The organism is Gynuella sp. (assembly GCF_050297175.1).
Taxonomy (GTDB): Bacteria; Pseudomonadota; Gammaproteobacteria; order Pseudomonadales; family Natronospirillaceae; genus Gynuella.
In genome coordinates, this window is the sequence record NZ_JBNKSF010000057.1 from 49,634 (window position 1) to 75,060 (window position 25,427).

At 46.9% G+C, this 25,427-nt stretch carries 28 protein-coding genes; 4 read left to right on the forward strand and 24 right to left on the reverse strand.

What is annotated here, in order from left to right:
- Positions 1-2: 2 nt before the first annotated feature.
- From prsK to ACQY6I_RS21485, 10 genes are all read right to left on the reverse strand, one after another.
- Positions 3-2,063 (reverse strand): XrtA/PEP-CTERM system histidine kinase PrsK, encoded by a 2,061-nt coding sequence (gene prsK / locus ACQY6I_RS21440; protein WP_428243566.1) that lies wholly within the window; start codon positions 2,061-2,063, stop codon positions 3-5.
- Positions 2,064-2,395: 332 nt separating this feature from the next.
- Entirely contained in the window at positions 2,396-2,818 is a 423-nt protein-coding gene (locus ACQY6I_RS21445; protein ID WP_428243567.1) for a F0F1 ATP synthase subunit epsilon, read from the reverse strand.
- 13 nt (positions 2,819-2,831) lie between these two features.
- A complete protein-coding gene (gene atpD, locus ACQY6I_RS21450) occupies positions 2,832-4,238 on the reverse strand; it encodes a F0F1 ATP synthase subunit beta (RefSeq protein WP_428243568.1) in 1,407 nt (468 codons plus the stop codon).
- Positions 4,239-4,292: 54 nt separating this feature from the next.
- Positions 4,293-5,156 carry a F0F1 ATP synthase subunit gamma gene (gene atpG / locus ACQY6I_RS21455; RefSeq protein WP_428243569.1) on the reverse strand — a complete coding sequence of 288 codons (864 nt, stop codon included), beginning with the start codon at positions 5,154-5,156 and terminating at the stop codon, positions 4,293-4,295.
- Positions 5,157-5,205: 49 nt separating this feature from the next.
- Entirely contained in the window at positions 5,206-6,750 is a 1,545-nt protein-coding gene (gene atpA, locus ACQY6I_RS21460) for a F0F1 ATP synthase subunit alpha (RefSeq protein ID WP_428243570.1), read from the reverse strand.
- 12 nt (positions 6,751-6,762) lie between these two features.
- Positions 6,763-7,296, reverse strand: coding sequence for a F0F1 ATP synthase subunit delta (locus ACQY6I_RS21465; protein ID WP_428243571.1), 534 nt, complete (start codon positions 7,294-7,296; stop codon positions 6,763-6,765).
- An 11-nt stretch (positions 7,297-7,307) separates the two neighbouring features.
- A complete protein-coding gene (locus ACQY6I_RS21470; RefSeq protein ID WP_428243573.1) occupies positions 7,308-7,778 on the reverse strand; it encodes a F0F1 ATP synthase subunit B in 471 nt (156 codons plus the stop codon).
- A 54-nt stretch (positions 7,779-7,832) separates the two neighbouring features.
- Positions 7,833-8,072 carry a F0F1 ATP synthase subunit C gene (atpE, locus tag ACQY6I_RS21475; protein ID WP_044615776.1) on the reverse strand — a complete coding sequence of 80 codons (240 nt, stop codon included), beginning with the start codon at positions 8,070-8,072 and terminating at the stop codon, positions 7,833-7,835.
- A 100-nt stretch (positions 8,073-8,172) separates the two neighbouring features.
- Entirely contained in the window at positions 8,173-9,036 is an 864-nt protein-coding gene (gene atpB, locus ACQY6I_RS21480; RefSeq protein ID WP_428243574.1) for a F0F1 ATP synthase subunit A, read from the reverse strand.
- 19 nt (positions 9,037-9,055) lie between these two features.
- Entirely contained in the window at positions 9,056-9,481 is a 426-nt protein-coding gene (locus tag ACQY6I_RS21485; protein ID WP_428243576.1) for an ATP synthase subunit I, read from the reverse strand.
- 392 nt (positions 9,482-9,873) lie between these two features.
- On the opposite strand from ACQY6I_RS21485, the gene ACQY6I_RS21490 reads away from it, so the two are divergent.
- Positions 9,874-10,281: a hypothetical protein gene (locus tag ACQY6I_RS21490; RefSeq protein ID WP_428243577.1), complete on the forward strand. Its 408-nt coding sequence runs from the start codon at positions 9,874-9,876 to the stop codon at positions 10,279-10,281.
- Positions 10,282-10,311: 30 nt separating this feature from the next.
- Here ACQY6I_RS21490 and ACQY6I_RS21495 read toward each other — a convergent pair whose 3' ends face one another.
- The 4 genes from ACQY6I_RS21495 to ACQY6I_RS21510 form a co-directional block, all read right to left on the reverse strand.
- Positions 10,312-11,094 (reverse strand): MBL fold metallo-hydrolase, encoded by a 783-nt coding sequence (locus ACQY6I_RS21495; RefSeq protein ID WP_428243578.1) that lies wholly within the window; start codon positions 11,092-11,094, stop codon positions 10,312-10,314.
- Between the two features lie 379 nt (positions 11,095-11,473).
- Positions 11,474-12,280, reverse strand: a complete 807-nt coding sequence (locus ACQY6I_RS21500; protein WP_428243579.1) for an endonuclease/exonuclease/phosphatase family protein — start codon at positions 12,278-12,280, stop codon at positions 11,474-11,476.
- A gap of 51 nt (positions 12,281-12,331) precedes the next feature.
- Complete coding sequence (locus ACQY6I_RS21505; protein WP_428243580.1) at positions 12,332-12,964, reverse strand: thiol:disulfide interchange protein DsbA/DsbL; 633 nt, start codon at positions 12,962-12,964, stop codon at positions 12,332-12,334.
- A 138-nt stretch (positions 12,965-13,102) separates the two neighbouring features.
- Positions 13,103-13,747, reverse strand: coding sequence for a c-type cytochrome (locus ACQY6I_RS21510; RefSeq protein ID WP_428243581.1), 645 nt, complete (start codon positions 13,745-13,747; stop codon positions 13,103-13,105).
- 278 nt (positions 13,748-14,025) lie between these two features.
- Between ACQY6I_RS21510 and yihA the strand changes: the two genes are divergently transcribed.
- On the forward strand, positions 14,026-14,655 hold the full coding sequence (gene yihA, locus ACQY6I_RS21515; protein ID WP_428243582.1) for a ribosome biogenesis GTP-binding protein YihA/YsxC: 630 nt from the start codon (positions 14,026-14,028) through the stop codon (positions 14,653-14,655).
- On the opposite strand, the gene ACQY6I_RS21520 is transcribed toward yihA, so the two are convergent.
- The 5 genes from ACQY6I_RS21520 to ACQY6I_RS21540 form a co-directional block, all read right to left on the reverse strand.
- Positions 14,633-15,265 (reverse strand): SCO family protein, encoded by a 633-nt coding sequence (locus tag ACQY6I_RS21520; RefSeq protein ID WP_428243583.1) that lies wholly within the window; start codon positions 15,263-15,265, stop codon positions 14,633-14,635. The genes yihA and ACQY6I_RS21520 overlap by 23 nt on opposite strands.
- Before the next feature lie 194 nt (positions 15,266-15,459).
- Positions 15,460-16,356, reverse strand: a complete 897-nt coding sequence (gene cyoE, locus ACQY6I_RS21525; RefSeq protein WP_428243584.1) for a heme o synthase — start codon at positions 16,354-16,356, stop codon at positions 15,460-15,462.
- A complete protein-coding gene (locus ACQY6I_RS21530) occupies positions 16,289-17,359 on the reverse strand; it encodes a COX15/CtaA family protein (RefSeq protein ID WP_428243585.1) in 1,071 nt (356 codons plus the stop codon). The genes cyoE and ACQY6I_RS21530 overlap by 68 nt, the downstream gene beginning before the upstream one ends.
- 4 nt (positions 17,360-17,363) lie before the next feature.
- The gene (locus ACQY6I_RS21535) at positions 17,364-17,954 is read right to left on the reverse strand and encodes a hypothetical protein (protein WP_428243587.1); all 591 of its coding nucleotides are present in this window, start codon (positions 17,952-17,954) and stop codon (positions 17,364-17,366) included.
- Positions 17,938-18,606: an SURF1 family protein gene (locus ACQY6I_RS21540; RefSeq protein WP_428243588.1), complete on the reverse strand. Its 669-nt coding sequence runs from the start codon at positions 18,604-18,606 to the stop codon at positions 17,938-17,940. Before ACQY6I_RS21540 ends, ACQY6I_RS21535 begins: the two co-directional genes overlap by 17 nt.
- Positions 18,607-18,679: 73 nt before the next feature.
- Here ACQY6I_RS21540 and ACQY6I_RS21545 point away from each other — a divergent pair, with 73 nt between their 5' ends.
- Positions 18,680-18,898, forward strand: a complete 219-nt coding sequence (locus ACQY6I_RS21545; protein WP_428243589.1) for a DUF2909 domain-containing protein — start codon at positions 18,680-18,682, stop codon at positions 18,896-18,898.
- Between the two features lie 10 nt (positions 18,899-18,908).
- Here the strand turns inward: ACQY6I_RS21545 and ACQY6I_RS21550 are convergent, their stop codons facing one another.
- The 4 genes from ACQY6I_RS21550 to coxB form a co-directional block, all read right to left on the reverse strand.
- Positions 18,909-19,778, reverse strand: a complete 870-nt coding sequence (locus tag ACQY6I_RS21550) for a cytochrome c oxidase subunit 3 (RefSeq protein WP_428243590.1) — start codon at positions 19,776-19,778, stop codon at positions 18,909-18,911.
- An 83-nt stretch (positions 19,779-19,861) separates the two neighbouring features.
- Complete coding sequence (locus ACQY6I_RS21555) at positions 19,862-20,419, reverse strand: cytochrome c oxidase assembly protein (RefSeq protein WP_428243591.1); 558 nt, start codon at positions 20,417-20,419, stop codon at positions 19,862-19,864.
- Between the two features lie 8 nt (positions 20,420-20,427).
- Positions 20,428-22,014, reverse strand: a complete 1,587-nt coding sequence (gene ctaD / locus ACQY6I_RS21560) for a cytochrome c oxidase subunit I (RefSeq protein ID WP_428243593.1) — start codon at positions 22,012-22,014, stop codon at positions 20,428-20,430.
- 9 nt (positions 22,015-22,023) lie between these two features.
- Positions 22,024-23,166, reverse strand: coding sequence for a cytochrome c oxidase subunit II (gene coxB / locus ACQY6I_RS21565; RefSeq protein ID WP_428243594.1), 1,143 nt, complete (start codon positions 23,164-23,166; stop codon positions 22,024-22,026).
- A 474-nt stretch (positions 23,167-23,640) separates the two neighbouring features.
- Between coxB and ACQY6I_RS21570 the strand changes: the two genes are divergently transcribed.
- Entirely contained in the window at positions 23,641-24,279 is a 639-nt protein-coding gene (locus ACQY6I_RS21570) for a hypothetical protein (RefSeq protein ID WP_428243595.1), read from the forward strand.
- A 49-nt stretch (positions 24,280-24,328) separates the two neighbouring features.
- Here the strand turns inward: ACQY6I_RS21570 and ACQY6I_RS21575 are convergent, their stop codons facing one another.
- Positions 24,329-25,420 (reverse strand): 5-(carboxyamino)imidazole ribonucleotide synthase, encoded by a 1,092-nt coding sequence (locus ACQY6I_RS21575; protein ID WP_428243597.1) that lies wholly within the window; start codon positions 25,418-25,420, stop codon positions 24,329-24,331.
- Positions 25,421-25,427 lie beyond the last annotated feature (7 nt).

A 25,427-nucleotide genomic window follows, 5' to 3' on the forward strand; every position in this document is an offset into this window, starting at 1 on the left:
ACTCATTCGGTTGTGGTTACTTTGCCTTTCAAGCGGATTGTGAAGGTGGTGCCTTTGCCGGGAGTACTCTCGACATCCAGGTGACCATCCAGCTGGTTGACATACTGCTTTGTCAGATAGGCTCCCAGCCCCATCCCTTGGCCGATCTTGGTCGTTTCAAATGGGCGGAACAGTTTGTTATCGATAAACTCCTGAGTCATTCCTTTACCATTATCCTCAATCAATATTGTGGCCCACTCCAATTCATTATCAACGTTCATGGTGACATTCACAAATCCATTATCGTCAGTCGAATCCTGTGCGTTTTTAATCAAGTGCGACAGTGCCATGGTCAATTTTTCTTTATCTGCGACAATCTTCAGATCATCACCATCAACCTTTAGCGCAGGTTCCGGCAAATACTTCAAATTACGCTCAACAGCAGTCAGCAATACCTGTATCAGGGATATTTCCAGGCTGGACTCATTTTCCTCATGCTGTAGTTTATCAAGCAGATTGGTCATCCTCTGGACCGAGTTTTCCACAGTCATGATCATATCGTCGATAAACGCTGGATTGGATTTGTGTTTTTCGGCGTTTTTCAATAACAACGCCTGCTGTGCAATCACATTGTTCAAGTCATGCACAATGAAAGCCGTGAAGCGGGTAAACGCTGTAAGTTGGGAGTTTTCCTTGAGCACCACATCCTGCTGATAGAGCTTGATATAGTTTGCTACCTGACGACCTATTGTTTTTAGCAGATCCAGATCTTCCCAGGTGACATTGGTAATAAATGCCGGTTGAGTGAGCAGACAAAAACCTACCAGCTCATTGGACGACAGATATGGGACAATGATCCAGGCTTCACGAATTTGAAAAATACTTTTGGGGATCTGATGTAATAATAGATCCTGACGATTATTCACTTTCCCCGATAGCGTAAAAACCCAGTCTTTTTCATACATGGTCTGCAGGAATTTTTCATCCTTGGTAAACCTGGGCAAGTCTTTCAGCGAAGTTCCAATATTGGTATAAGCCGGTTCAAAGCGATTATTATTAAGCACCCAGATCACTCCAGCCGGCGACCGAAACACTGAAGACAACAGCTCAAACGAAACTTTTTCATATGATCCCTTCCCGGATTCCGAACTGGAGAGTCGATCAATAACTTTGATCCATTCCTTACGATAGTCATATTTATGACCAAACAAGTGACGGTTTATCGATTCATAAAAACGTGATCTGACTGTACCGGAAAGATATAGCGATAAAATAATAATTAAGGAACCTGAACATCCCAGTGAATAGAAAACCAGTCCCCAAGATGTATTGGTCAGCTCGATGTAATATCCAGCAAGGATCAGGATCAGGATCAGGAAGCCAATTAACGCCAGAGACGAAGAGTAGAAAATCGATTCATTCGAAAAGGAAATCTTTGAACTCTCACCCGCACTGCCCCGAAATAATGCTACAGCACTGGCAATCAGGGTTAGCATGACGACAGCAATTGCACCTCTGGCCTGAAGATTTACCACACTAATGTGTCCGACCAGTGCGGAGTGCGTAAACATATATATGTCGAACGAAAACATTACCGCGAGAATCATGGCCAAAATTTTATTCAGCCGACTCTTTCTGGACGCTTTATATAGCTGTTCTGCACCCAGAACCGCAATAATGTTAGAAAAAATGAGCAACAATGCTGTCACTATGTTGCCATAGTTTGGAAACCAAGTACGGGCAAACGTGATCAATACCCATGCAAGAGTGGATAACAATAGTATGGGCAGATAAATTTTATGAACCAACAAGCTGCCCAGACTGGGGCTCAACAATCGCAGAATTACAAAGGTCCATACCAGATTTCTCGCCAGCTCCAGAGAAAGCCTGACTTGTGTATCCCAGATATTAAGACTGTAGATCTGCACAATTCCAAACAGCCAGACAGCTGTCATAGCACAGGCCATGGCTAGATATAGGTATATCCTGTCTTTGAACGAATACACTAAAAAGATGCACAACAGGAACACTGCTAAACCATCAGCAAAACCATAAGCGACAACTGAAATAGAGTTGGCCTGCATAGGTCATCCTTGGCAATTATGAATTTAGGAAGAATATTATAGTTATCTTTATTTAAACAAAGCCTCTGTAGGCTCACAAGGGAAATATGTCGCTAGCCGATATTCCGGTGATCATGATAAGACCTTACAGGTATAGCTCGCATCACCGACGCAGAGAAACTTCGGTTGTTTAATGCTTGGATAACTTTGTATAAAGTCTTCTAAGACTTTCATCTATTGAACCGGATTCTTTACCGCCACAGACTTCACTCGCTCTAGCCTGCCACACAGATATTTTTTCAGGCATAAAAAAAGCAGCGATATTTCGCTGCTTTTTTATGACCATAAACTGGTTATTTATGCTTGGCTCGCATTTCTTCCAATACCTTGATCTGACCAACAGCTTTGGCAAGCTTGATGGCAATTTGGGCAAATTGCTCATCCGCCTGATGTTGAGCCAGTTCTTTCTCGGCAGCTTGTTTTGCTTCCAAAGCCTGTGCTTCATCAATATCGCTGGCCCGTAAAGCGGTATCCGCCAGAACCGTAACAATATTAGGTTGTACTTCCAGGTACCCACCAGAGACGTAGACAACTTCCACCTCTCCGTTTTGTTTGGTAATACGAACAGGACCAGGAACCAGTGAAGTCAGCAAGGGAGCATGACCGGGCATAATACCCAGCTCACCCATAACCCCTCTGGCTTGCAGAGATGATACGAGACCAGAAAAGATCTGGTCGTGAGCACTCACGATGTCACAGTGGACAGTGATAGCCATGATTTACCTCCGCTTAAGCTTTGCTACGTTTGGCGTAAGCTTCCAGAACTTCTTCAATGCCACCTTTCATATAGAAATCCTGCTCAGGAATATGATCATATTCCCCTTTCAGAATACCTGAGAAGCCGGCAATGGTGTCTTTCAGTGAAACATAACGACCTGGTGATCCTGTAAATACCTCTGCCACATGGAAAGGCTGGGACAGGAAGCGCTGTATCTTACGTGCACGGGCAACCAACAACTTGTCATCTTCTGACAATTCGTCCATACCCAGAATCGCAATAATATCTTTCAGTTCGTTATAACGCTGTAGGGTCGCCTGAACTTCACGAGCTATATCATAGTGCTCCTGACCAATAACCAGAGGATCCAACTGACGGGAAGTGGAGTCCAGCGGGTTAACCGCAGGATAAATACCCAATGCAGCAATATTACGATCCAGTACCACTGTCGCATCCAAGTGTGCAAATGTGGTGGCTGGGGATGGGTCAGTCAAGTCATCCGCAGGTACATATACGGCCTGCACAGATGTAATGGAACCCACTTTGGTAGACGTAATACGTTCCTGCAGTACTCCCATCTCTTCTGCCAGAGTTGGCTGATAACCTACCGCAGAAGGCATACGACCCAACAGGGCTGATACTTCTGTTCCTGCCAGCGTATAACGATAGATATTGTCCACGAAGAACAGAACATCACGGCCTTCATCACGGAATTTCTCCGCCATGGTCAAACCTGTCAGAGCCACTCGAAGTCTGTTTCCAGGTGGTTCGTTCATCTGACCATATACCATGGCCACTTTGGATTCTGCCAGATTATCCAGACGAATAACTTTGGCTTCAGACATTTCGTGATAGAAGTCGTTACCTTCACGAGTCCGCTCACCCACACCGGCGAATACGGACAAACCACTGTGTTCTGTCGCAATGTTATTGATCAGTTCGAGCATGTTAACGGTTTTACCAACACCCGCTCCACCGAACAGACCCACTTTACCACCCTTGGCAAACGGGCAAATAAGGTCAATCACCTTAATACCGGTTTCCAGGATTTCAGTGTTATGTGCCTGTTCCGCATAGCTCGGTGCCTTGCGATGAATAACAGAACGTTCTGTTTCACCAATCGGACCACGCTCGTCAATAGGATTACCCAGAACATCCATAATACGTCCCAGGGTTTCTTTTCCAACAGGCACTGCGATCGCTTTACCGGTATTGCTGACTGCAACACCACGTTTTACGCCATCGGATGCACCCATGGCAATGGTACGAACCACACCATCACCCAGCTGCTGTTGAACCTCAAGAGTGAGTTCATAACCTTCAACAGTCAGCGCATCGTATACTTTTGGTACCGAATCACGCGGGAATTCCACGTCAATCACGGCGCCAATGATCTGTACGATCTTTCCGCTACTCATGATTTGTGTCCTCTAAAAATCCGCAAAAATAAGCTTAAAAATCAGTTAATAACCCTATACAGCTGCAGCACCGCCAACGATCTCGGAAATTTCCTGAGTAATCGCGGCTTGCCTGGCTTTGTTGTAAACCAGCTGCAACTGTTTGATCAGGTCACCAGCGTTATCGGTGGCGGCTTTCATCGCCATCATTCGCGCTGCCTGTTCACAGGCGGCATTCTCGATAACTGCCTGATAAACCTGAGACTCAAGGTAACGGGCTATCAAACCATCCAGTAATTCCCGCGCATCGGGCTCATACATATAGTCCCAGATGTGTTTACGCATGTTGTCATCATCTTCTGCTTCAAGTGGCAGTAGCTGACGCAACACCGGAGTCTGAGTCATGGTGTTCACAAACTCGTTGTACACCAGAATCAAGCGGTCAATTTCGCCTTTGGCATATTTGTCCAACATGATCTTGACACCTCCGATCAGGTCTCCAACTTCGGGCTGATCCCCCAAGTGGCCTATATTAGCAACCACTGAAGTACCTATACCGCTGAAGTAACCTGCACCCTTGGCACCCACAGCACATACTTCCACACCAATGGATTTATGCGCCCATGCCTGCATGTCGAGAACCACTTTCTTGAAAGCGTTGATATTGAGGCCTCCACAGAGTCCTCTATCAGTGGATACGATGATGTATCCCACTTTCTTGATTTCCCGCTCCTGCATATACAATGGGTGATATTCAGGGTTTGCGTTTGCCAGGTGACCAATTACATTTCTGATTTTGTCAGAGTAAGGTTTACTGGCTTTCATCCGATCCTGAGCTTTACGCATTTTACTGGTCGCCACCATTTCCATGGCGTTGGTAATTTTCTGCGTATTTTTAATGCTTCCGATCTGAGAGCGAATCTCTTTTCCGGCTGCCATATCTATTCCTCAGCTTGGATCATGCTGTGCCAGGCACAGCACCTTCAGATTACCAGGATTGAGTTTCTACAAACTTATCCAGTGCGGCTTTCAGCTTGGCAACGACATCGTCATTGAAAGCTCCTGTCTCAACCATTTCCTTCATGAAATCCCCATGCTCAGCATGCAGATATGAATGAAGGGCACTTTCAAAGTCGCCCACTTTATGGGGCTCAACATCTTTCAGGTAACCATTGTTAGCCGCGAAAATAGATGTCGCCATTTCAGCAATAGACATAGGTGCATATTGCCGTTGCTTCATCAATTCGGTGACACGGATACCGTGGTTAAGCTGAGCTTTGGTGGCCTCATCCAGGTCTGAAGCAAACTGAGCAAACGCAGCCAGTTCACGATACTGTGCAAGCGCAGTACGAATACCACCAGACAGCTTGGACATCAGCTTGGTTTGAGCGGCACCACCAACCCGGGAAACCGAAATACCTGCGTTCATTGCCGGGCGAATACCCGAGTTGAACAAGTTGGTTTCAAGGAAGATCTGACCATCGGTAATTGAAATTACGTTGGTTGGTACGAATGCGGATACGTCACCTGCCTGGGTTTCAATGATCGGCAATGCGGTCAGAGAACCGGTTTTACCTTTCACTTCACCATTCGTGAAAGCTTCAACGTAATCTGCATTAACCCTTGCAGCACGTTCCAGCAAACGAGAGTGCAAATAGAACACATCACCCGGATACGCTTCACGACCTGGTGGACGACGGAGCAGCAGGGAGATCTGACGATATGCCACAGCCTGTTTAGACAGGTCATCATAGATAATCAGGGCATCTTCACCGCGATCACGGAAGTATTCTCCCATGGTGCAGCCAGAATAAGGCGCCAGAAACTGCATTGAAGCAGGTTCAGAAGCTGATGCTGCAACCACCACTGTGTGGGCCATGGCATCATGCTCTTCCAGTTTGCGCACCACGTTGGCAATCGTCGATTGTTTCTGACCAATTGCAACGTAGATACACTTAATACCTTTGCCTTTCTGGTTGATAATAGCATCCACTGCCAGAGCGGTTTTACCAGTCTGACGGTCACCAATAATCAACTCACGTTGACCACGGCCAATCGGAACCATAGCGTCCACGGCCTTATAACCAGTTTGCACAGGTTGGTCGACGGATTGGCGGGCAATAACACCAGGGGCAACTTTCTCAATGGCATCTGTCATTGAGGCATTGATGTCACCCTTACCATCAATCGGATTACCCAGAGCGTCCACAACCCGGCCAAGCATTTCTGTTCCAATCGGCACTTCCAGGATCCGACCAGTACATTTGGCTTTCTGGCCCTCTTGGATTCCCAGATAGTCACCAAGGACTACGGCACCAACAGAGTCACGCTCAAGGTTAAGGGCCATACCATAAAGGCCCCCTTCAAATTCAATCATCTCACCATACATAACGTCGGCAAGACCATGAATACGTACGATACCATCAGTCACGGAAACGATAGTACCTTCATTTTTTGCTTCAGATGCGACATCAACGCCTTCGATGCGCTTTCTGATAATTTCGCTAATTTCTGAAGGATTCAGTTGCTGCATGCCTGCTTCCTCTTAGGAATACATTGCTTCGGCCAGCTTCGCGAGCTTGCCAGTCACAGAGCCGTCGATAACCATATCGTTGGTTCGAATAATGACACCACCGATAATCGAGTTATCCACTGAAGTGACTAACTTCACGTCACGACCCAATTTAGTTGTCAGTTTCTCAGTCAGAGATTTTTCCTGATCTGCGGTCAACTCAAACGCGCTAGCCACCTGTACTTCAACACTTTTTTCCAGTTCGGCTTTAAGCTCCTCGAACAGTGCCGCTATTTCAGGACACAATTCCAAGCGTCTGTTTTCAGCCAGAGCTGTAATCAGTGTTGAGATGACCTTCGCTTCTTCTCCGCAAACATCCTGTATCACCTGTGCTTTCTGACTGGCAGTCAGGGATGGATTGGAGATCAGTTCAAGGACTTTTTCCTGCTGAGTAACTGCACTGAGTATTGCCAGCGATTCAGACCATTGTTCAAGTGTTTTGGCCGCTTGAGCCGCCTCAAATGCCGCTTTGGCATAGGGACGAGCCAGTGTATTTACTTCAGCCATGGCACCTCCCCTTAGAGTTCCGCTGCTAATTTTTCAAGCAGTTCGCTATGTTTCTTGGCATCAACAGAGGATTGCAAAATCTTCTGTGCGCCAGACAAAGCAAGTTCGGAGACCCGTTGGCGTAGTTCTTCACGTGCCCGGATGGCTTCCTGCTCAATTTCGGCTTCGGCAGATTTGCGAATACGCTCTGCTTCCTGCTGAGCCTCTTTTTGAGCCTCAGCAACAATCTGTGCTGAACGTTTATTCGCCTGATCAACAATAGTGGCGGCCTGTTCTTTGGCTTCACGTAGTTGCTGGGCAGCTCTTTCTTGAGCCAGCTCAAGATCTTTTGCTGCACGATCTGCAGCATTCAGACCTTCGGCAATCTTCGCCTGGCGTGCGTCCATGGCCTTCACAAGCGGAGGCCATACAAACTTGGCACAAAACCAGACAAATACCGCAAACGACAGGAGCTGACCAATCAGTGTCAGATTAATGTTCACGGCTATACCTCACGGATTCGGTTAAACAAAATAATGTCTTGCTCCGAATGGAGATTAGCCAGCCATACCCGGAGCAACGGCGAAAATCAGGTACATGGCAATACCAACACCGATCATAGGAATCGCGTCAACCAGACCAACAGCCAGGAAGAAACGACCTTGCAGCATAGGACCTAGTTCCGGTTGGCGAGCAACACCTTCAAGTAACTTGCCACCTAAAACACCCATACCAATTGCGGCACCCAAAGCGCCCAGGCCGATCATGATTGCAGCTGCAATAAAAGTCAGAGCCATTTTTCTCTCTCCTAAGTTAGAAAATTAAAGTTTAAGTTTCCGAAGTTCAAAGGTTTCAAAGACACGTTGAGCCTCTGCCAAAGCAGAAGACCAGACATGTCTAGTGATCTTCATGAGCCATGCTCAAATAGACAATGGTCAATACCATAAAGATGAACGCCTGCAGCGTAATCACCAGAATATGGAATATGGCCCAGCCTAACTGCAGAGCACCTGCAATCACTCCCAGCACAAGACCCGCGCTGTACATGATTGCAATCAAGATAAAAATCATTTCACCTGCATACATATTCCCGAACAACCGCAGTCCCAGCGAAAAAGGTTTGGCAATTAGCGAAACCAGCTCAAGGAAAAGATTGATTGGGACAAAGATGGTTTGTACGACAGGATTTTTTGAAGAAAACGGCTGTAGGGTCAGCTCTTTTACAAAACCGATTCCCTTAACTTTGATGCCGTAAAAAATCATTAGAATGAACACACCAAGAGCCATACCAAGCGTTGCATTGGGGTCTGTGGAGGGAACAATTTTCTGATAGGCATGGGCGCCAAAAATCTTTTGTACGATATAGGGAATCAAATCGACCGGTAACAGGTCCATCAGGTTCATCAGGAAAACCCAGGCAAAGATAGTCAATGCCAACGGAGCAATCAGTGGATTACGACCATGGAAACCATCTTTCACTTGGTTATTAATAAAATCCACACACATTTCCACGAAATTCTGAAAACCGGAGGGGGCCTCCATAGTGATTTTGCCTGCCGCTCTTTTGAACAACCACAAAAACACAGCTGCCAGAATGATGGACCACATCATAGTATCCACGTGAATTGCCCAAAACCCCATCTCGGTTGCCTCTTGAGCATTGTGAGCAAAGCCCCAATGCCCGTCATGATGCATACCAAATACGAGATTGGTTAAGTGGTGCTGAATATATTCAGTCGAAGTTTGAGTGCCACTCGCCATTTGTTTCTCATTCCTCAGTTTACCGCATTTGCGGTCGATTAATTAAAATCGGATACCACATCAGTGAGCTCAACTGGAAAACCATATACCCCAAAAACAGGGCCCATAGATTCACATCAGTTGAAAACCTGAATATAAGTGCAAACAGACAGGCGGTAAGGACCAGCTTGCCGAGAACACTTTGATTGGTGATTTTTACAGCCTTACGGATATTTCTTGCGCCTATATAGCGAAATGCCCGTAATGCAAAATACGTTTGGGGGATAATATGTGCCGCCGCTCCCAGCACAAATGCCAAGGCAATACTTCTATTAAAAACCCCAACTGCTGCAAAACATAAAAGCAAGAAACAACACTGAACCAGTGTCACTCGCAGCAATGGTGGTCTCGGAATGGATGATGTTAATTGTTCTGACCTTTCATCCCAGGGCTTAAAATGACTCACTCCATCCCCTACTTTAGGTTACTCACCTGTTTTTACTGAAAATCTCAGTCCCCCAAAAACAGGTTGTTCCTGACTCAAAAGCCGCGAAAGTATAGGGGGTTGCTCAAAGATGATCAATAAAGCCAAAGGTCTAACTGGCAATTATTGTTTGTGTTACGTAAAAACAGGCTACAAGACTGCATTTTGACGGCGTTAACAAGCATTGTAAATACTCGCATAGCACCATCACTTGTTGCTCTTTTATCATTATTTATCCAGGAAAATGACTGTTCATCAATCAACCTGCATCAGACCGAAATAATAGAAAATATTCTCACATTAATAGTTGCAAGCCTGCATTTTTATATATACTGTATATATATACAGTATATTATGAGCAGGGGGTATCTGAAATGAATACATTTCGAACCAACTCCGGTTTACCTGACGTGATCGATGCATTTCACGAGGCATTACGGTGTTATGGAGACCCGGAGTGTTATAACTGGTCTCACCCAGCAGTATACAAGGCAGCATGTTTGACCGGCTTTGCTGATTTGCGAAACCAGCCCCCTCTCGCCTCTCTGGAGAGCTTCAAACGACATTATGAGGAAATAAAGAGGCAGGTTTTGGCGGAACTCAGTGATCCACACCACAATCCTCTTCTTGAGATTGAGCGACTGTCCCGCGCCCTGAATATAGAACCCTTTCTGCTGTATTATCTAACAAAGCCAAAAGGAACATCGATTCGCCGCTATCTTCGCCATCGCTGTATCAGCCAACTGGCGAAGCAGAACATAAACTATCCACTACCACAATAACCTCATACCCGTTGAACCGCACAGAGGGAATTATCGAGGTATCTGATAGTGGGATTGTTCCAGCAGATCCACACCACAATCCAAGTTTTCGAGCCAATTCAGCATACTATTGATGGCCGGGCCTTCAAATCTTGCCCCATGCTGAGGAACAATCATATTAACCTCAAGGTCACGAACCATGTTAACCCAAAGGCGACAAGCTTTATTGGACGTCATATAGCGTTGATGAAATGTCCGCATATATTGAGTGTGGCCATCAAAGTCATGGGTCACGGCACTGCTAGCATTACCTCCTCCCACAGAAGCACCAATATCACCGCTGAAGAGAATTTTCGAAACTGGGTCATAAAAGCTGAAATTACCAACCGAATGAAGAAAGTGAGCCGGTAAAACCATAAATGGTTGACGTCCAATTTTTATACGGCCACCTCGGTCATCAACAGCAAGGATACGCTTGTCGATATCAGTATTATTGCGACTGGTCACATAGCTGGAGGCCAGATGAGGCAAGAATCTCTGCCATAGTTTGCTTACCACCACTTTTGCCGGCGTATGGATCAACCACCGGGGAAGAGAAGAAATAATGTCCGGATCCTGATGACTGGCAAGCACATAATCGACATGGTCCAAAGAAACGAGTTTTGATAACTCAATCGTCAACGGAGTGTATGTAAGCTCTCCTCCAGGGTCGAGCACGGCACAACGATCATGATCAACAATTAGAAACTGATTAGCCTGGACCCCGGACCCTTTAACCAAATCGCTGAACAATATGACTTTATGTTGATTATTATTGTAGAGGATGGTCGCCATATGCTTTGCCCATAATTCTCTATAGATCCGACCAGCTTAGAGGGCAACGAAAATGAATGCAAATACCATGTCCCCGGCTCCTGAAAAGCATATATTCACGCATTAATCAGTATCGCCATAATCCATTTGCATATACAGGTTGTAACGATGATATAACCATCGCAGACAGGGTTAGGCATCCTAAAAAGCCCAAACTCCAGCGAATATAATAACTAATCTGGTTTACCGCACATCCAGCAAACTGCATTTAAGACCAAGTTACCTTAATGAGAAACTGGTACACATTCTGGCTTACCTGGCACCACAATGCTTCTTCCTGATTACGCTTGGCTCGCTGGTCACAGTCTTTATAAGAGATATGAACAACCTCAAAATATTCTCAGCCGGCGTGCGGCCATTCAAAATCTATCGCCACTGGCAGATGATCAGATACCGGATGGTCCAATGCATTCAGATGATGGACCTTTATATGGTTCGACAATACGATGTGATCCAAGGCCTTGGTAGGTTTCCAGCTGGGGTAAGTTCTGGTGTGAAGCGGAACATAAAGAGGAAGGCTGGATAGCGCCGGATGAGCCACCAACTTTTCCGCACGAACATTGAGATCCCCCATAAGAATGAAGTTTGCACGATCACAGACCAGATCGCGAATATAGCTTAGCTGTTGATTCTGATCCCTTTTCCCCAAAGCAAGATGCACCATAATGATTGTCAACGGTGACTCCACTTGCCCCATGACCAGCTCTATAGCACCACGCCCTGGTATTTTGCCTGGCAACTCATGTTGCACTACCTTAATTGGCTTATGCTTGCACAGGACGCCGTTACTATGCTGCGCCAGTGGACCAAAGTTGCGGTTGCATTGTTGATACCAGTAAGGGTGATGGGCTTTTTCTGCAAGGTATTCGATCTGATTGATAAAACCGGAGCGGAAACTGCCACCATCGACTTCCTGAAGCGCGACCAAATCAAAATTTTTAAGCAGGGCAGAAATGGAATCGAGGTTCTTCAAGCGGGCAGAAGAAGGCAGAATGTGTTGCCAAGCTCGTGTTATATAGTGGTGATAGTGCTCAGTGCGGATACCTACCTGAACATTATAACTCAACATTCGCAAATGGTTGGCGGGCCTGGCCTCATAGTAGAGTGCCGGATTTTCTGGAAAATGTAATTGATGACTACGACGCATCGAAAATCTCCTGGCAGTATCAAATCTAACCTACCAGGAGAAGTATAACCATTAACTCTCAGAGCGTTCTTTTTCGATTAAAAAATTCACCACGTCAATCATACCCACATTAGAGCCGGCGGTTTCACCAGTTACCAGATATTTGCCGGCAACAACCATACTTGGTGTACCCATAATACCCGACCCTTTAGTCAGCATTTCAGCCTGTTTCAGCTTGGTATTCACGCCAAAAGACTCTGCGGTTTTAAGAAACTTCTCTTTATCTACACCGAGTTTTGCATAGATGTTCGCAAAATCTTCTACTGTTCTAGCAGGTGCTTTGTTTACGAATATCGCATTAAAGACATCTTCATGGGCTGTCTTGGCAACACCCAGTAGTTCAGCCGCATAGTAAGACTTAACCATTGGAATCCAATGTGAAAAAGGTGTGGCTACCGGTTCATACTGTACGTCATCAGCCAGAGTAGGGATCCATTCCTGTAAAGCTGGTTCGAGGTGATAGCAGTGTGGACAGGTATAGGAAAAGAACTCCCAGACAACAATTTTTTTTCCAGGTTCCAAAGCAACAGATATAGGGTTGGGCAGAAGTTTATAGTGTTTTCCCTCAATATACTTGTCGGCTGCCAGAGCATGGCCTGTGAACAGTATTGCAGCTGCCATGACAAACAGTTTCAGAAAGCGCATCTTTTTCTCCAAAGGTTGATGTGGACCATGCCTATCTTGCATGGTAGTAAATGAACATAGGTGTAACTATTGTCGGGTTTTGAAAACAAAAAAAGCGGCATCAGCCGCTTTTTCATTATCTTTGCGCCCTAGCCTTCATCAGTATAAACCCGATATATAACTGGCCAGAGCATCAATTTCAAAGTCTTTTAACCGGAATGCGACGTCACGCATCATTTTGGTATCGCCGTCATTCGTACGGGCTTCTGCAACCTGAGCCCCTGTATGACGATAACCTTCCCGGAATTTCTTCAACTGAGCCACAATATAGGCGGGGTTCTGACCAGCAAGCCTTGGAAATACAGCAACCGGGTTACCCATACCTGTCGGAGTATGACAGGCAGCGCAGGCAGTTACGCCCGTGTCGATATTCCCTCCCATGAACAGAGACTGGCCCAGTTTTACCTGTTTCGGATCAGCCTGGCCTGTGGGACCATTCAAAGAAGAGAAGAATGCTGCCAGATCCTGCAGGTCCTGATCACTCAACGGCGCAACAATTGCCGCCATTTCGTTAATCACGCGAGCACCTGACTTAACATCACGCAGCTGTTTCAATAAATAAGCTTCGCCCTGCCCCGCCAATGATGGATAATTGGGAATCGCTGCAATACCATCCGGGCCATGACAGGCGATGCAGGTTGCAGACTGGGAAAGTGCCTTGCCGGCCTCAATGTCTCCTGCGGCGCTGGCGGCTCCAGACAGCACCAGGGACAGAAATAGGAAAGAGATGAGCTGTTTTTTCATTGGATTTCCTGATTTTGTGAATTTTATCAGCATGGCCAAGGTAGTTTCCGGGGTGGCCAGTAGGTTTTTGAAAAACGCTCTACATTGCTTCAGTAGCGTACAATTCGGGCAAAAAACACGGATCCAAGATGATCTGAATATCATGTTTCAGCCTTTTTGTGCGTGTACTCGCTGCAATGCAACACGTCTCAATTCCTACCAGGGCTCACAGGCCCTTTGCAAACTGGCGCCGCATTATAGTAAATAAGCTCCCGCAAAGAGAAGACAGCATAAAAAATATGTCTAATTTTAAAGCAATTAATTTTCATTCCGCCCGCTTCTTAAAAAGCGCGGCTCGTCTTGATCAATGTCCAGAGGACACTGGCGCAGAGGTTGCCTTCGCCGGGCGGTCCAATGCCGGTAAATCCAGTGCCCTGAACACACTGACCCGTCAAAATAAACTGGCCAGGACCAGTAAAACTCCCGGACGGACACAATTAATCAACTTCTTTGTCCTGAATGACCCGGCCTTTCGTATCGTTGATCTACCAGGATATGGCTTTGCCAAAGTATCCAAAGAAACCAAACGGGACTGGGATTACCACCTTGAACAATACCTGCAGGAACGGAAATCTTTGCAAGGCCTGATTCTGTTAATGGATATCCGCCACCCGTTGACAGAGTTCGATCAGGAGATGGTGGAATGGGCCTACGAATCAGGACTGCCTTGTCACATCCTGTTAACCAAGGCAGACAAACTTAAGTTTGGCGCCGCAAAGACCCAACTGCTCAAAGTGCAGAAAGAACTGACGCGTCATCGAGAGCTGGTTACAGTCCAACTGTTTTCTTCACTGAAAAAGCAGGGTATTGATGAACTGTCTGAGTTGCTGAATCAATGGCTCGTCCCTAACGAGCCATCAGATCCGTAAGCACCGTTGTCAGATCACTGAGCTTATGAGGTGGTCTGAATATTCCAACAAACTGGCCCTCCGGATTGAGAATAGCCATATTGTCGCTGTGATCAACGAAATACACATCATCATCGCCACCTGGTGCCCGGCTGAATAAATTGTTCAACTGACGGGCCAGATTGGCGATGACTGACTCGTCACCACTCAAAGCCTTAAATGTCGGGTTAAAATAACCGATATAGCTTTTCAATAGCTCAGGCGTGTCACGTTCCGGATCAACCGTTACCATATATACCTGCGGCATCGGTTTCTGCTGCTCTTTTAACTGCTTGGCCACTTGTCCCAACAACATCATATTAGTCGGACAGATATCCGGACAATTGGTGTAGCCAAAGTTAACAAGTGACCAATGGCCTTTGAAATCATTTGCGACAAACGTCTGGCCATCCTGGTCCAGCAATTGAAAAGGCTGAATGTTTCTGGGGCTGGCAAACATCACTGCGTTCATCGATTTAAGTTGATCGTCATTCAATGTCTGGCTACGTGAATACAACCAGAACTGCAAGCCAAAGATACCAACGACAATAACAGCCAAAGAGACGACTGTATTACGAATACTTTTATTCAAATGACCTCCCATGAAGAAATAGATTTTGTATAGGCACCTCTGAAAAATGGCCTATTTTCGCGCAGGACCTGGTCAGCTCCATCCGGAGGCGACACGCCCATTCAAATCCTCATTTACACCAGTAAACGGTGGTTTTGCGAGCGGTGCTTCCTAACCTGCATCAAAACTATTCCTATTTTTAGAGCCCCAACAGGTTACAACATAACTGGAAGGTAATGATCTATCAAAAGCACCAGAAACAACAGCATCAAATAGGTAATCGAATATTTGAAAGTCTTAAAAGCAGCATAGTCGCGACTTTGCCGATACAACCACCAGCTCCATTGCAAGAAGCGGGCATTGAGTAATACCACCCCTAACAGATAGACCAATCCCGTCAACCGGGCAGCAAAGGGCAATAAAGTAACTCCCGTTAGAATCAGGGTGTACAACAAGATATGCAGACGAGTATAGGCCCCACCGTGAGTCACCGGCAACATTGGAATTTCGGCTTTGGCATACTCTTTCTCACGATGTACTGCCAATGCCCAGAAATGAGGAGGGGTCCAGGCAAAAATGATCAGCACCAATACCATGGGAAATGCGTCTACCGAATTAGTGACGGCAGTCCAGCCTAATAACGGCGGAGCCGCTCCCGCCAGTCCACCAATGACAATATTTTGCGGGGTCGCCCGTTTCAGAAATCCCGTATATATAAACGCATAACCAATCAGTGACGCAAAGGTCAACCAAGCTGTCAGCGCATTAATGAACAATATCAGCAGCAACATGCCAGAAGCGGTCAACAAAGCGGCGAACAAAGCCGCCTGCATCACCGATACCCGGCCTTCTGCGACCGGACGTTTACGGGTGCGCGCCATGATTTGATCAATACGGGAATCAACCAGATGATTAATGGCCGCTCCTCCCGCAGCAACCAGTGCAATACCGGCATTGCCAATAATCAACACGTGCAGACTCAACCAACCATCTGCCGCCAGCAGCATGCCTACCACAGAGGTAAGAATCATCAGAGCTACAACCTTAGGTTTGGTCAGCTCCAAGTAGTCTCGCCATATCGCTTGACGATGCTGGATAATTGCTACAGCCATGTTTTACCTCCTGAAATAAACGATAATTTACCGTTACCAATGTGGCGACCAACACCGCCCCAACAACGTTGTGGGCAACTGCAACCGGTAGTGGCAATACAAAGACAACATTACTGATACCCAATAGAATCTGGCCCGACACCACCGTAACAAGCACCCCGGCCAGCACAGCCAGACGCTGTTGCCATAACCGCCAGGCCAGCCAATAACAGGCAAGCCCCACCAGCACAGCTCCCAGACGATGACTCCAATGGATGGCGATGCGACCCTCCGCATGCAAAGCGCCACCGAGATAATTCGGACCAATGTGCTGAAATATATTGAAGCCATGACTGAAATCGGCCTGCGGCCACCAGTCATCGCCATAACACAAAGGGAAATCTGAGCAGGCCAGCGCGGCATAATTGGAGGTGGTCCAGCCTCCCAGCATGACCTGGAAAATGGCCAATCCCAACGCGATCATTGCAATCTTTCTGGGTAAATTTATCTGACTGTGGGAGCCGGATTGCCAGCCGGATAACCTTAATGTCAGCAGCCACAGCAGACAGAAAGTGGTAAAACCGCCAAGTAGATGAGCAGTCACCACTTGGGGCCATAATTTTAATGTAACGGTCCACATCCCAAAAAAACCCTGTAGAACCACAAACAACAATAACAACACCGGTAACTTGACCGGTTGATCATCCAGCCGACGGAAATAAATACAAACAACCGTCAAGGCGATGATCAACACCCCCAGACCTGAAGCAAGATAACGATGTACCATTTCCGGCCAGGTTTTACTGAGGTCCACCGGCATGTCAGGATAACTCTGGTTGGCCTTCGCAATCGCCGTATCTGACGTAGGCGCCCAAAAATGACCATAACAACCCGGCCAATCCGGACACCCCAGTCCAGCATCAGACAAGCGGGTAAAAGCTCCCAGTGCAACCACCGCAAGTGCAAACGCAGTGGCAAACAAAGCAAGTCTGAAACCGGGTCGCACATTAGCTAAACGAGTCATGGCACTAACCTATGGTAGACAGCTTCAACAGTTTTTTAAGATCACTGGTCACCTGCTTGCCATTGTGCTCAGCAGTGTAATAGAGCATGACATTGCCCAACGGATCAGCAATCATCAGATAAGCGCTTTTTACCGGGTCACCTTGCAACTGGCCATGTACAAAAGCATCAAGCTGCCCCTGATCAACCCTTAACGTCTGATAACCTCCGATCTCATTGACCCTGGCAGGAGGCTCAACCTGAGTGGTAACCAATAATCGTTGCACCCGGGGCATATACTTCCCCAGTGCTACATGGATCTGCCGGGTCCAGTAAAGCCATTCATGGGTTCTGCCATCTGCTGCACCATCATCAAATAGAATCAATTGCCAATGACCCTGAAGTCGCTGATAGTCCTGTGGCAACAGATCCTTAAGCTGCAGTACCGGCGACAACAGGTTTCCCTGATTATTTCTTTCACCAGGATTCATCAACCCAGTCTGATACATCACTGTTGCTACAACCAGCACTAGCACCGGTAGCATCAGGATTAACGAGGCCGTCAGGCGAGAACGGGTATTTGCTATTTGAGCAGATGTTTCAATACTGGGATTCACGGGATTCCTCGACTGGATGCTTAAAACCAAGTTTTAAATATAACAACACCAACGTCAGCGCCAGAGCAAACCATTGCACGGCATAACCAAAGTGTCGGGCAGGTGGAATGGAGCTAGGTTGCCAAATATGAGTCAGTACGTAGGGCTGGGCGTCATTCAATTGGATCAATTCCGGGAAAACACGATAGCGGTCAGCACCGGGTAGCAAGCGCCGGTAGCCGGTTGACACTTTCGTCATAGGATCGGATTCCTGCCAGCTCACCCGACGCACAGTGCCTTGCCATTCGATAGTCCTTGGCAAATGGCCAATCTCAGGAAGCAAGCGACGATCAGGGTTTCCAGCAATCCACCCCAAACTAACCCAGGCATAATCAAAGCTACCCTCCGAAAGACGCACAGGCACAACGACTTCATAACCAGCCTGACCACGAGAGGTACGGTTATCAACCAGATAGTGCCATTGAGCCAGAGGTTCACCTCTGACTACAACCTGAGAAAACAACTCACAGCAATCCTTGTTCAACGATACCGGTGCACTACTCAACAGCACCTGATAATGTTGTAAAAGCTGTGATTTCCAAGAAGCTCTGCTAAGCTGCCAGAAACCCAGGACAACCGTCAGTGGCAAAAAAATAACGACAAAAATCGTCATTGCTCTGCCTGGTTGAAAAGATTTTTCTGAAGTCGTTGCCGTTATCATTCACACACTAATTTGTTGCTGATTTATGTGGTTGAAAATACTGATCATTTTCTTAATCGTGTTGATGCTGTTCTCACTTAGCGGCGCACTCTACACTCTGTTCCGGTTTCCTAACGATTCCAAAACCATGGTCTATTTATTAACGGTACGCATATGTCTGGCTGTGTTGATCGTATGTCTTTTGATGTTCGGTTATTTCTCAGGCCAACTGAACATGGCCGCACCTTGGTCCGGCCACTACTGACACCCGCGCATTAAATCCAGTACACAAACACAAACAAACAGATCCATACCACGTCAACAAAGTGCCAGTACCATGCAGCCGCCTGAAAACCGAAATGATCGTTGGGTTTGAAGTGCCCTTTAAGACTACGTATAAACATCATCAGCAACATGAACGTGCCAATCGTGACATGAGCACCATGAAAACCCGTTAACATAAAAAAGGTCGTACCGTAGATACCGGAATGCAACGTCAGACCAAGTTCAGTGTAGGCTTCATGATATTCAGTTGCCTGGAAATACAGAAATACACATCCCAGTAACACGGTTAACCCCAGCCAGATATTCAACTGCTGTCGTTTTTGAGCAATCAGTGCATGGTGTGCGATGGTTACCGTGACACTGGAGCTGATCAGAATAATGGTGTTCCAAAGCGGTAAACCCATGGCGTGGATCACGCCTTCAGGCGGGGTAAACACAGCATTGTTGGGGTTCTCCAGCATGGGCCAGTTAAAGGTAAAATCTTTACCAAAATAACTGAGACTGTCACCAAACTCACCGCCAAGCCACGGACCATTCAAAGCTCGTACATAAAACAATGCACCGAAAAACGCTGCGAAGAACATTACCTCGGAAAAAATAAACCACCCCATGCCCCACACATACGAGCGCTTGAGCTGATCACTGTTCAAGCCGGCAAGGTTTTCTCCAATGACTTTGGAAAACCAGTTGAACATGGTAAATGCCAGACATAATGCACCCAGCATAAAAATAGTTGCCGTACCACCGTTGAGCCATCGTCCAGCACCATAGACTGATAAGAACATCGAAAATGCCATGAGCACAGGCATGCGACTCTGGGCCGGAACAAAATACTTTTCATAGGTTGACGTATTAGCCATTGAGGTCTCCATTATGATTCTTGTTATATTTTCAAACCTTCAGGCGACAGCATGTTCTGCCTTATAAAAATAACCGACGTAATTTACGTACCTTCGTTGGCTGCCATTTGAGTGACATCAAACATGGTATAAGACAGAGTAATCGTGTCGATAAAGTCCGGTGCATCCAGATCCACCAGAAACCTGACACCCATTTCTTTTTCTTCTCCCGCTTCAAGTGGTTGCTGGCTGAAACAGAAACACTCTGTTTTATGGAAATAGTTAGTCGCTTCAAAAGGGCTGACACTGGGCACAGCCTGACCAACCATGTCTTTACCGGAATTATTCCGTGCCTTAAAAAAAACAGTCACTGGTTCTCCGGGATGAACTTCCACGGAGACAGTTTCCGGATAAAAATCCCACGGCATACCTTCATTGTTGTGGCTCAGAAACTGCACCTTGATGACACGTTGAGCATCGACTTGTTGTGACGTTTGGGTATAAGGACCACCGGTCCTGCCGGTAATACCGGTCAAATTACACAACAGGTTATACATAGGCACGAGACCCACAAAGAGAAAGATAATCATCCCTACCACAACTCCAAGCAGGATGACCACCACGCGGGTATGGCTTTCGGGTTTATCGGCTGTTGTTCCCATCTGTTCCCTCAATCCACTTTTGGTGGTGTGGTGAAGGTGTGATACGGCGCTGGCGAAGGTACAGTCCACTCCAGACCTTCCGCCCCTTCCCAGGGTTTGGCGGGTGCTTTTTTACCCGAAAAAACACACTTGAAGACTACCAGCAAAAATACCAACTGACTGATGCCAAACAGGAAAGCTCCCATACTGGAAATCATGTTGAAATCCGCAAACTGCAGATTGTAGTCAGGAATCCTTCGGGGCATGCCGGCCAAGCCAATAAAATGCTGCGGAAAAAACGTAATGTTGACTCCGATAAACGACAACCAGAAATGCACTTTCCCAAGTGTTTCGTCGTACATGTGACCAGTCCATTTTGGTAACCAGTAATACGTGGCAGCCATGATCGAAAATACCGCTCCAGGCACCAACACATAATGGAAGTGGGCAACAACAAAATAGGTATCGTGATATTGAAAATCAGCAGGAGCGATTGCCAGCATCAATCCCGAAAAGCCACCGATGGTAAACAGAATCACGAACGCACAGGCAAACAACATAGGTGTCTCAAACGTCATCGAGCCACGAAACATGGTAGCCACCCAGTTGAAGACCTTCACCCCCGTGGGAACCGCGATCAACATCGTCGCATACATGAAAAACAACTCACCCACCAGCGGAATACCGACCGTAAACATGTGATGAGCCCAAACAATAAAAGACAGGAATGCAATGGACGCAGTGGCATACACCATCGAGGTATAACCAAACAAAGGTTTACGGGCGAATGCCGGAATAATTGCAGACACCACTCCAAAGGCTGGCAGGATCATGATGTACACTTCTGGATGCCCAAAAAACCAGAACACATGTTGGAACAGAACAGGAGAGCCTCCTCCAGCCGCATTAAAAAATGAAGTCCCGAAGTGGATATCCATCAACATCATGGTCACCACACCGGCGAGTACCGGCATCACGGCAATAAGCAGATAGGCGGTAATCAACCAAGTCCAGACAAACAGGGGCATTTTCATAAACGTCATGCCCGGCGCGCGCAGGTTAAAGATGGTTGCGATGATATTGATTGCGCCCATAATCGAAGATGCGCCCATAATGTGAATGGCAAAGATAAAATACGTCACACTCGGCGGTGCATAAGTAGTAGATAAGGGCGCATAGAAGGTCCAGCCAAAGTTAGGAGCCCCGCCTTCCATAAACAACGTACTGGCCAACATGGCAAAAGCAAACGGCAGGATCCAGAAACTCAGGTTATTCATGCGGGGCAAAGCCATATCCGGTGCACCGATCATCATCGGGATCATCCAGTTAGCCAGGCCGACAAAGGCTGGCATGACTGCACCAAACACCATAATCAGGCCATGCATGGTAGTCATCTGATTAAAAAATTCCGGTTGAACCAATTGCAAACCCGGCTGAAATAACTCAGCACGGATGACCAACGCAAATGTTCCACCAAGCAAAAACATGGAAAAACTGAACCACAAGTACAACGTGCCGATGTCTTTATGGTTGGTGGTAAATAACCAACGGGTCAGGCCCTTGGCCGGACCGTGGTGCTCTTCATGATGATCATGTTCATGGCTGATCGCAGTCATGGTTCACTCCTATTGTCCGGACTTAAATTTAACGATATCCAGGGGTGCAACCATATCCCCCATGTTGTTACCCCAGGCGTTACGCTCATAGGTAATAACCGCTGCCAGATCAACTTCCGACAACTGTTTTTCAAATGCCTGCATGGCAGTACCGTTGACGCCATGTAATACAGTGTCGATATGTTTGTTGATATCACCGGTTGCTATCAGGCTCCCCTTTAATGCAGGGAATGCGCCTTCAACACCCATACCATTAACCTGATGGCAGGCGACGCAGAATTGTCCGTAGACTTTTTCACCTCGATCGACGAGTTCAGTCAGTGTCCAGGTCTTGTTGGTCAACTCGGCCATTTTCCGTGCATCATCTTGTTTCGCCGCAAGCCAGGTTTGAAATTCATCTGGCTCCCGGACATCCACAACAATTGGCATAAAGCCATGGTCCTTACCGCACAACTCTGCACACTGACCGCGGTACAGACCAGTCTGCTCAACCTTGGTCCAGCTTTCATTAACAATTCCGGGAATAGCATCTTTCTTGACACCTAAAGCAGGCACCCACCAGGAATGAATCACATCATTGGAGGTAATCAATAAGCGAACCCTCTGATTAGCAGGAATCACTAAAGGTTCGTTCACTTCAAGCAGATAGTTTTCATCTTTGGCGACTTTATTGGCAACTTGTTCTGGGGGCGTGGCGAGCGTGGAGAAATAAGCAACTTTGGCATCATTGGCATCGCTGACATAGCGGTACTGCCATTTCCATTGATAACCGACAACTTCGATTGTGACTTCAGCTGGCTCCCGTTGATAAATCTGAGCCAGGGTCCGGGCTGCCGGGATAGCCATAGCAATGAGAATGGCAAATGGAATGATAGTCCAGATAATTTCCACCAGCGTGCTTTCATGAAAGTTGGCGGCCTGTACACCTCTGGACTTGCGATGCATAAGCATGGAATAAATCATGATGCCAAACACAATGATGCCGATACCAACGCAAACCCAAAAGATCAACATGTGTAAACGATAGACTGCGCGGCTGATTTCAGTCACTCCTTCAGTCATATTCCATCTGGATTCAGAATGACCATATGTCGATAGACCCCATAGAAGGACACCGGCTGACAACCATAGCCAGGCTTTCAGTTTTTGCATTCTCCACCTCAGTTTTCTTAATTGTTATTGTACTTCTGGATTGGATTCGTTTTTGGGCAGGTAAGCGGCCTGCATCAAAATGCAAACAAACCGGACTGATCTGTATTTCTAGCTTTCCACTCCTCCTTACGGATGTGTTACCTAAACGTTAATACCTTAATATCTTTTTGTATTAATATTGAGTTAAATCAGTATAAACACCAAATTTAGCGTGAATAAAGTGTTGATTAGTTTTTTTTATTCGTTCCAATTTGTATTTTTTTGAAAATCAAAGACTTAGAAGCAAGCAAACTGAGGCAATTCTGCTACTTTTAATGAATAGGATCTGTTATCAGTTATTTAGGGGTTTATGTGTATAAAAATCTGGACAAACAGACCTTGGGCGATGTTCTGGCGAAAGTTGGAGTTTTTGCACATATCATCGATCATCCGACCTCACTTCTGGGTCAATGTTAGTATGAGTATTTTTCATTTATGTCCGTCCCGCAGTTAAGGGCTATCATTAAAGAAGCCATAGAACTGGAAGATACCGCAGGATATATGCGTAAAATGGTGATGGCACGGCTAAACCTGTTGCATCATTGCGTACGCCTGCCGAGTGAAGATCCGGTTACCAAAATCGTTAACTTTGTAAAATCGTATATTGCTGCGCTGCCTGACTGTATCGCAGAGGTTAGAGCCGTCTCCAGTCAGGCCGGCGTTTATAATTTTGTCGAACCATTTTTAACAGTAGCAGAGGCGTTTATCGTATCGCCCCCCTCATTTACCCAAGGCCGTCATAGCCTGGATACACTGATCAGTGGTGCATACGTCACCCATCGGCTCATCGAAGAAGTCAATGATATTTTTATGTCACGGACCCAGTTTCCGCTGATTCCTCTCGACATGACCATGTCGAATCTACTGGTGCATGAGCTGATCGGCGAACCTCACAGCAACGACCTTGATCAGACAGCCGAGGAACTGGTCAGGCAGATTACCGAAAAAACAGAAGTGTTTCAGAGCGAGGCGTTTCAGCAGTTTGTCGCTAGTTCCCGTGAGGACACACCCAAACACTGGGATTCTCTGACGATGGAGCTGAATCTGGATTTATTTGAGAAGGTACGAGCCTGATACAGCCGGGCCGTCGCAACTGTCAGGCGACGCCCCGCCTCAGCTCAATTTACGCCAGCGTATTCACAAGCATCTGCTCTACTTGCTGACAAGCCTGGTTAAAACGGTCCTGATCCGTGCTGTGAACCGTGATATGACCAATCTTCCGCCCCGGTTTTTCTGATTTGGCATAGCTGTGCAGACTGACTGCCGGCAGGGAAAGCACTGCATTAGTATCCGGCATCCGGCCAATGATGTTATACATTGCAACATGGCCAAGCCGATGAGTACTGCCCAACGGCATATCGGCAATCGCACGCAGATGATTCTCAAATTGGCTGGTTTCCGCACCTTCAATGGTCCAGTGCCCTGAATTATGCACTCTTGGCGCGATTTCGTTAGCAATCAGCTGATCCTGCTTCACGAAAAACTCAAACGTCAACACCCCAACATAACCCAGTGCGTCCATTGCTTTATGAACATAGTCTTCCGCCTGCTGTTGCAGAGGATGCGCTTCAGTAACGACCGACCGATACAGAACACCCTGACGATGTTCATTGTGGATGAGAGGATAAAACGCTGTCTGTCCGTCACGGCCACGAACACCGATACAGCTGACTTCATAATCAAAATCAATGAACCCTTCCAGGATCAATGGAACAGAACCTAATTCAGCAAACGTGCCTGCAACATCTGTCGCGGTCATAAGCCGCTTCTGGCCTTTGCCGTCGTAGCCCAGAGTCCGGGTCTTAACCACAGCCGGCAAGCCCACATGCTGGACACCGTCTTCCAGGTCCTGCTGACAATCCACAGGAAACACCGGTGCGATAGGAATGGTGTTGTCTTTGAAAAGTGATTTTTCAAACCAGCGGTCGCGGGCAATGCGTAGAGCCTTAGCATTCGGATACACTGGCAAGCGCGCGGCAATCCGCTCCACGGTTTCCGGTGGGACACTTTCAAATTCAAACGTCACCAGATCGACTGCGTCGGCTAGCGCATCTATTGCAGCGGGATCATCATAAGCAGCATTCACGAGATCTCCGACATGACCGGCACAGGCATCAATTGCCGGATCCAGAAACGTCAATCTCATGGCCAGAGGCGTGCCAGCCAATGCCATCATCCGGCCCAGCTGGCCCCCACCTACTACTCCAATCTTCATATCCACT

Bases quoted from the DNA above. Each gene is read 5' to 3' on its own strand.
- prsK (WP_428243566.1), bottom strand. From the start codon at position 2,063: ATGCAGGCCAACTCTATTTCAGTTGTCGCTTATGGTTTTGCTGATGGT.
- ACQY6I_RS21445 (WP_428243567.1), bottom strand. From the start codon at position 2,818: ATGGCTATCACTGTCCACTGTGACATCGTGAGTGCTCACGACCAGATC.
- atpD (WP_428243568.1), bottom strand. From the start codon at position 4,238: ATGAGTAGCGGAAAGATCGTACAGATCATTGGCGCCGTGATTGACGTG.
- atpG (WP_428243569.1), bottom strand. From the start codon at position 5,156: ATGGCAGCCGGAAAAGAGATTCGCTCTCAGATCGGAAGCATTAAAAAT.
- atpA (WP_428243570.1), bottom strand. From the start codon at position 6,750: ATGCAGCAACTGAATCCTTCAGAAATTAGCGAAATTATCAGAAAGCGC.
- ACQY6I_RS21465 (WP_428243571.1), bottom strand. From the start codon at position 7,296: ATGGCTGAAGTAAATACACTGGCTCGTCCCTATGCCAAAGCGGCATTT.
- atpE (WP_044615776.1), bottom strand. From the start codon at position 8,072: ATGGCTCTGACTTTTATTGCAGCTGCAATCATGATCGGCCTGGGCGCT.
- atpB (WP_428243574.1), bottom strand. From the start codon at position 9,036: ATGGCGAGTGGCACTCAAACTTCGACTGAATATATTCAGCACCACTTA.
- ACQY6I_RS21490 (WP_428243577.1), top strand. From the start codon at position 9,874: ATGAATACATTTCGAACCAACTCCGGTTTACCTGACGTGATCGATGCA.
- ACQY6I_RS21495 (WP_428243578.1), bottom strand. From the start codon at position 11,094: ATGGCGACCATCCTCTACAATAATAATCAACATAAAGTCATATTGTTC.
- ACQY6I_RS21500 (WP_428243579.1), bottom strand. From the start codon at position 12,280: ATGCGTCGTAGTCATCAATTACATTTTCCAGAAAATCCGGCACTCTAC.
- ACQY6I_RS21505 (WP_428243580.1), bottom strand. From the start codon at position 12,964: ATGCGCTTTCTGAAACTGTTTGTCATGGCAGCTGCAATACTGTTCACA.
- ACQY6I_RS21510 (WP_428243581.1), bottom strand. From the start codon at position 13,747: ATGAAAAAACAGCTCATCTCTTTCCTATTTCTGTCCCTGGTGCTGTCT.
- yihA (WP_428243582.1), top strand. From the start codon at position 14,026: ATGTCTAATTTTAAAGCAATTAATTTTCATTCCGCCCGCTTCTTAAAA.
- cyoE (WP_428243584.1), bottom strand. From the start codon at position 16,356: ATGGCTGTAGCAATTATCCAGCATCGTCAAGCGATATGGCGAGACTAC.
- ACQY6I_RS21530 (WP_428243585.1), bottom strand. From the start codon at position 17,359: ATGACTCGTTTAGCTAATGTGCGACCCGGTTTCAGACTTGCTTTGTTT.
- ACQY6I_RS21540 (WP_428243588.1), bottom strand. From the start codon at position 18,606: ATGACGATTTTTGTCGTTATTTTTTTGCCACTGACGGTTGTCCTGGGT.
- ACQY6I_RS21545 (WP_428243589.1), top strand. From the start codon at position 18,680: ATGTGGTTGAAAATACTGATCATTTTCTTAATCGTGTTGATGCTGTTC.
- ACQY6I_RS21550 (WP_428243590.1), bottom strand. From the start codon at position 19,778: ATGGCTAATACGTCAACCTATGAAAAGTATTTTGTTCCGGCCCAGAGT.
- ACQY6I_RS21555 (WP_428243591.1), bottom strand. From the start codon at position 20,419: ATGGGAACAACAGCCGATAAACCCGAAAGCCATACCCGCGTGGTGGTC.
- ctaD (WP_428243593.1), bottom strand. From the start codon at position 22,014: ATGACTGCGATCAGCCATGAACATGATCATCATGAAGAGCACCACGGT.
- coxB (WP_428243594.1), bottom strand. From the start codon at position 23,166: ATGCAAAAACTGAAAGCCTGGCTATGGTTGTCAGCCGGTGTCCTTCTA.
- ACQY6I_RS21570 (WP_428243595.1), top strand. From the start codon at position 23,641: ATGTCCGTCCCGCAGTTAAGGGCTATCATTAAAGAAGCCATAGAACTG.
- ACQY6I_RS21575 (WP_428243597.1), bottom strand. From the start codon at position 25,420: ATGAAGATTGGAGTAGTAGGTGGGGGCCAGCTGGGCCGGATGATGGCA.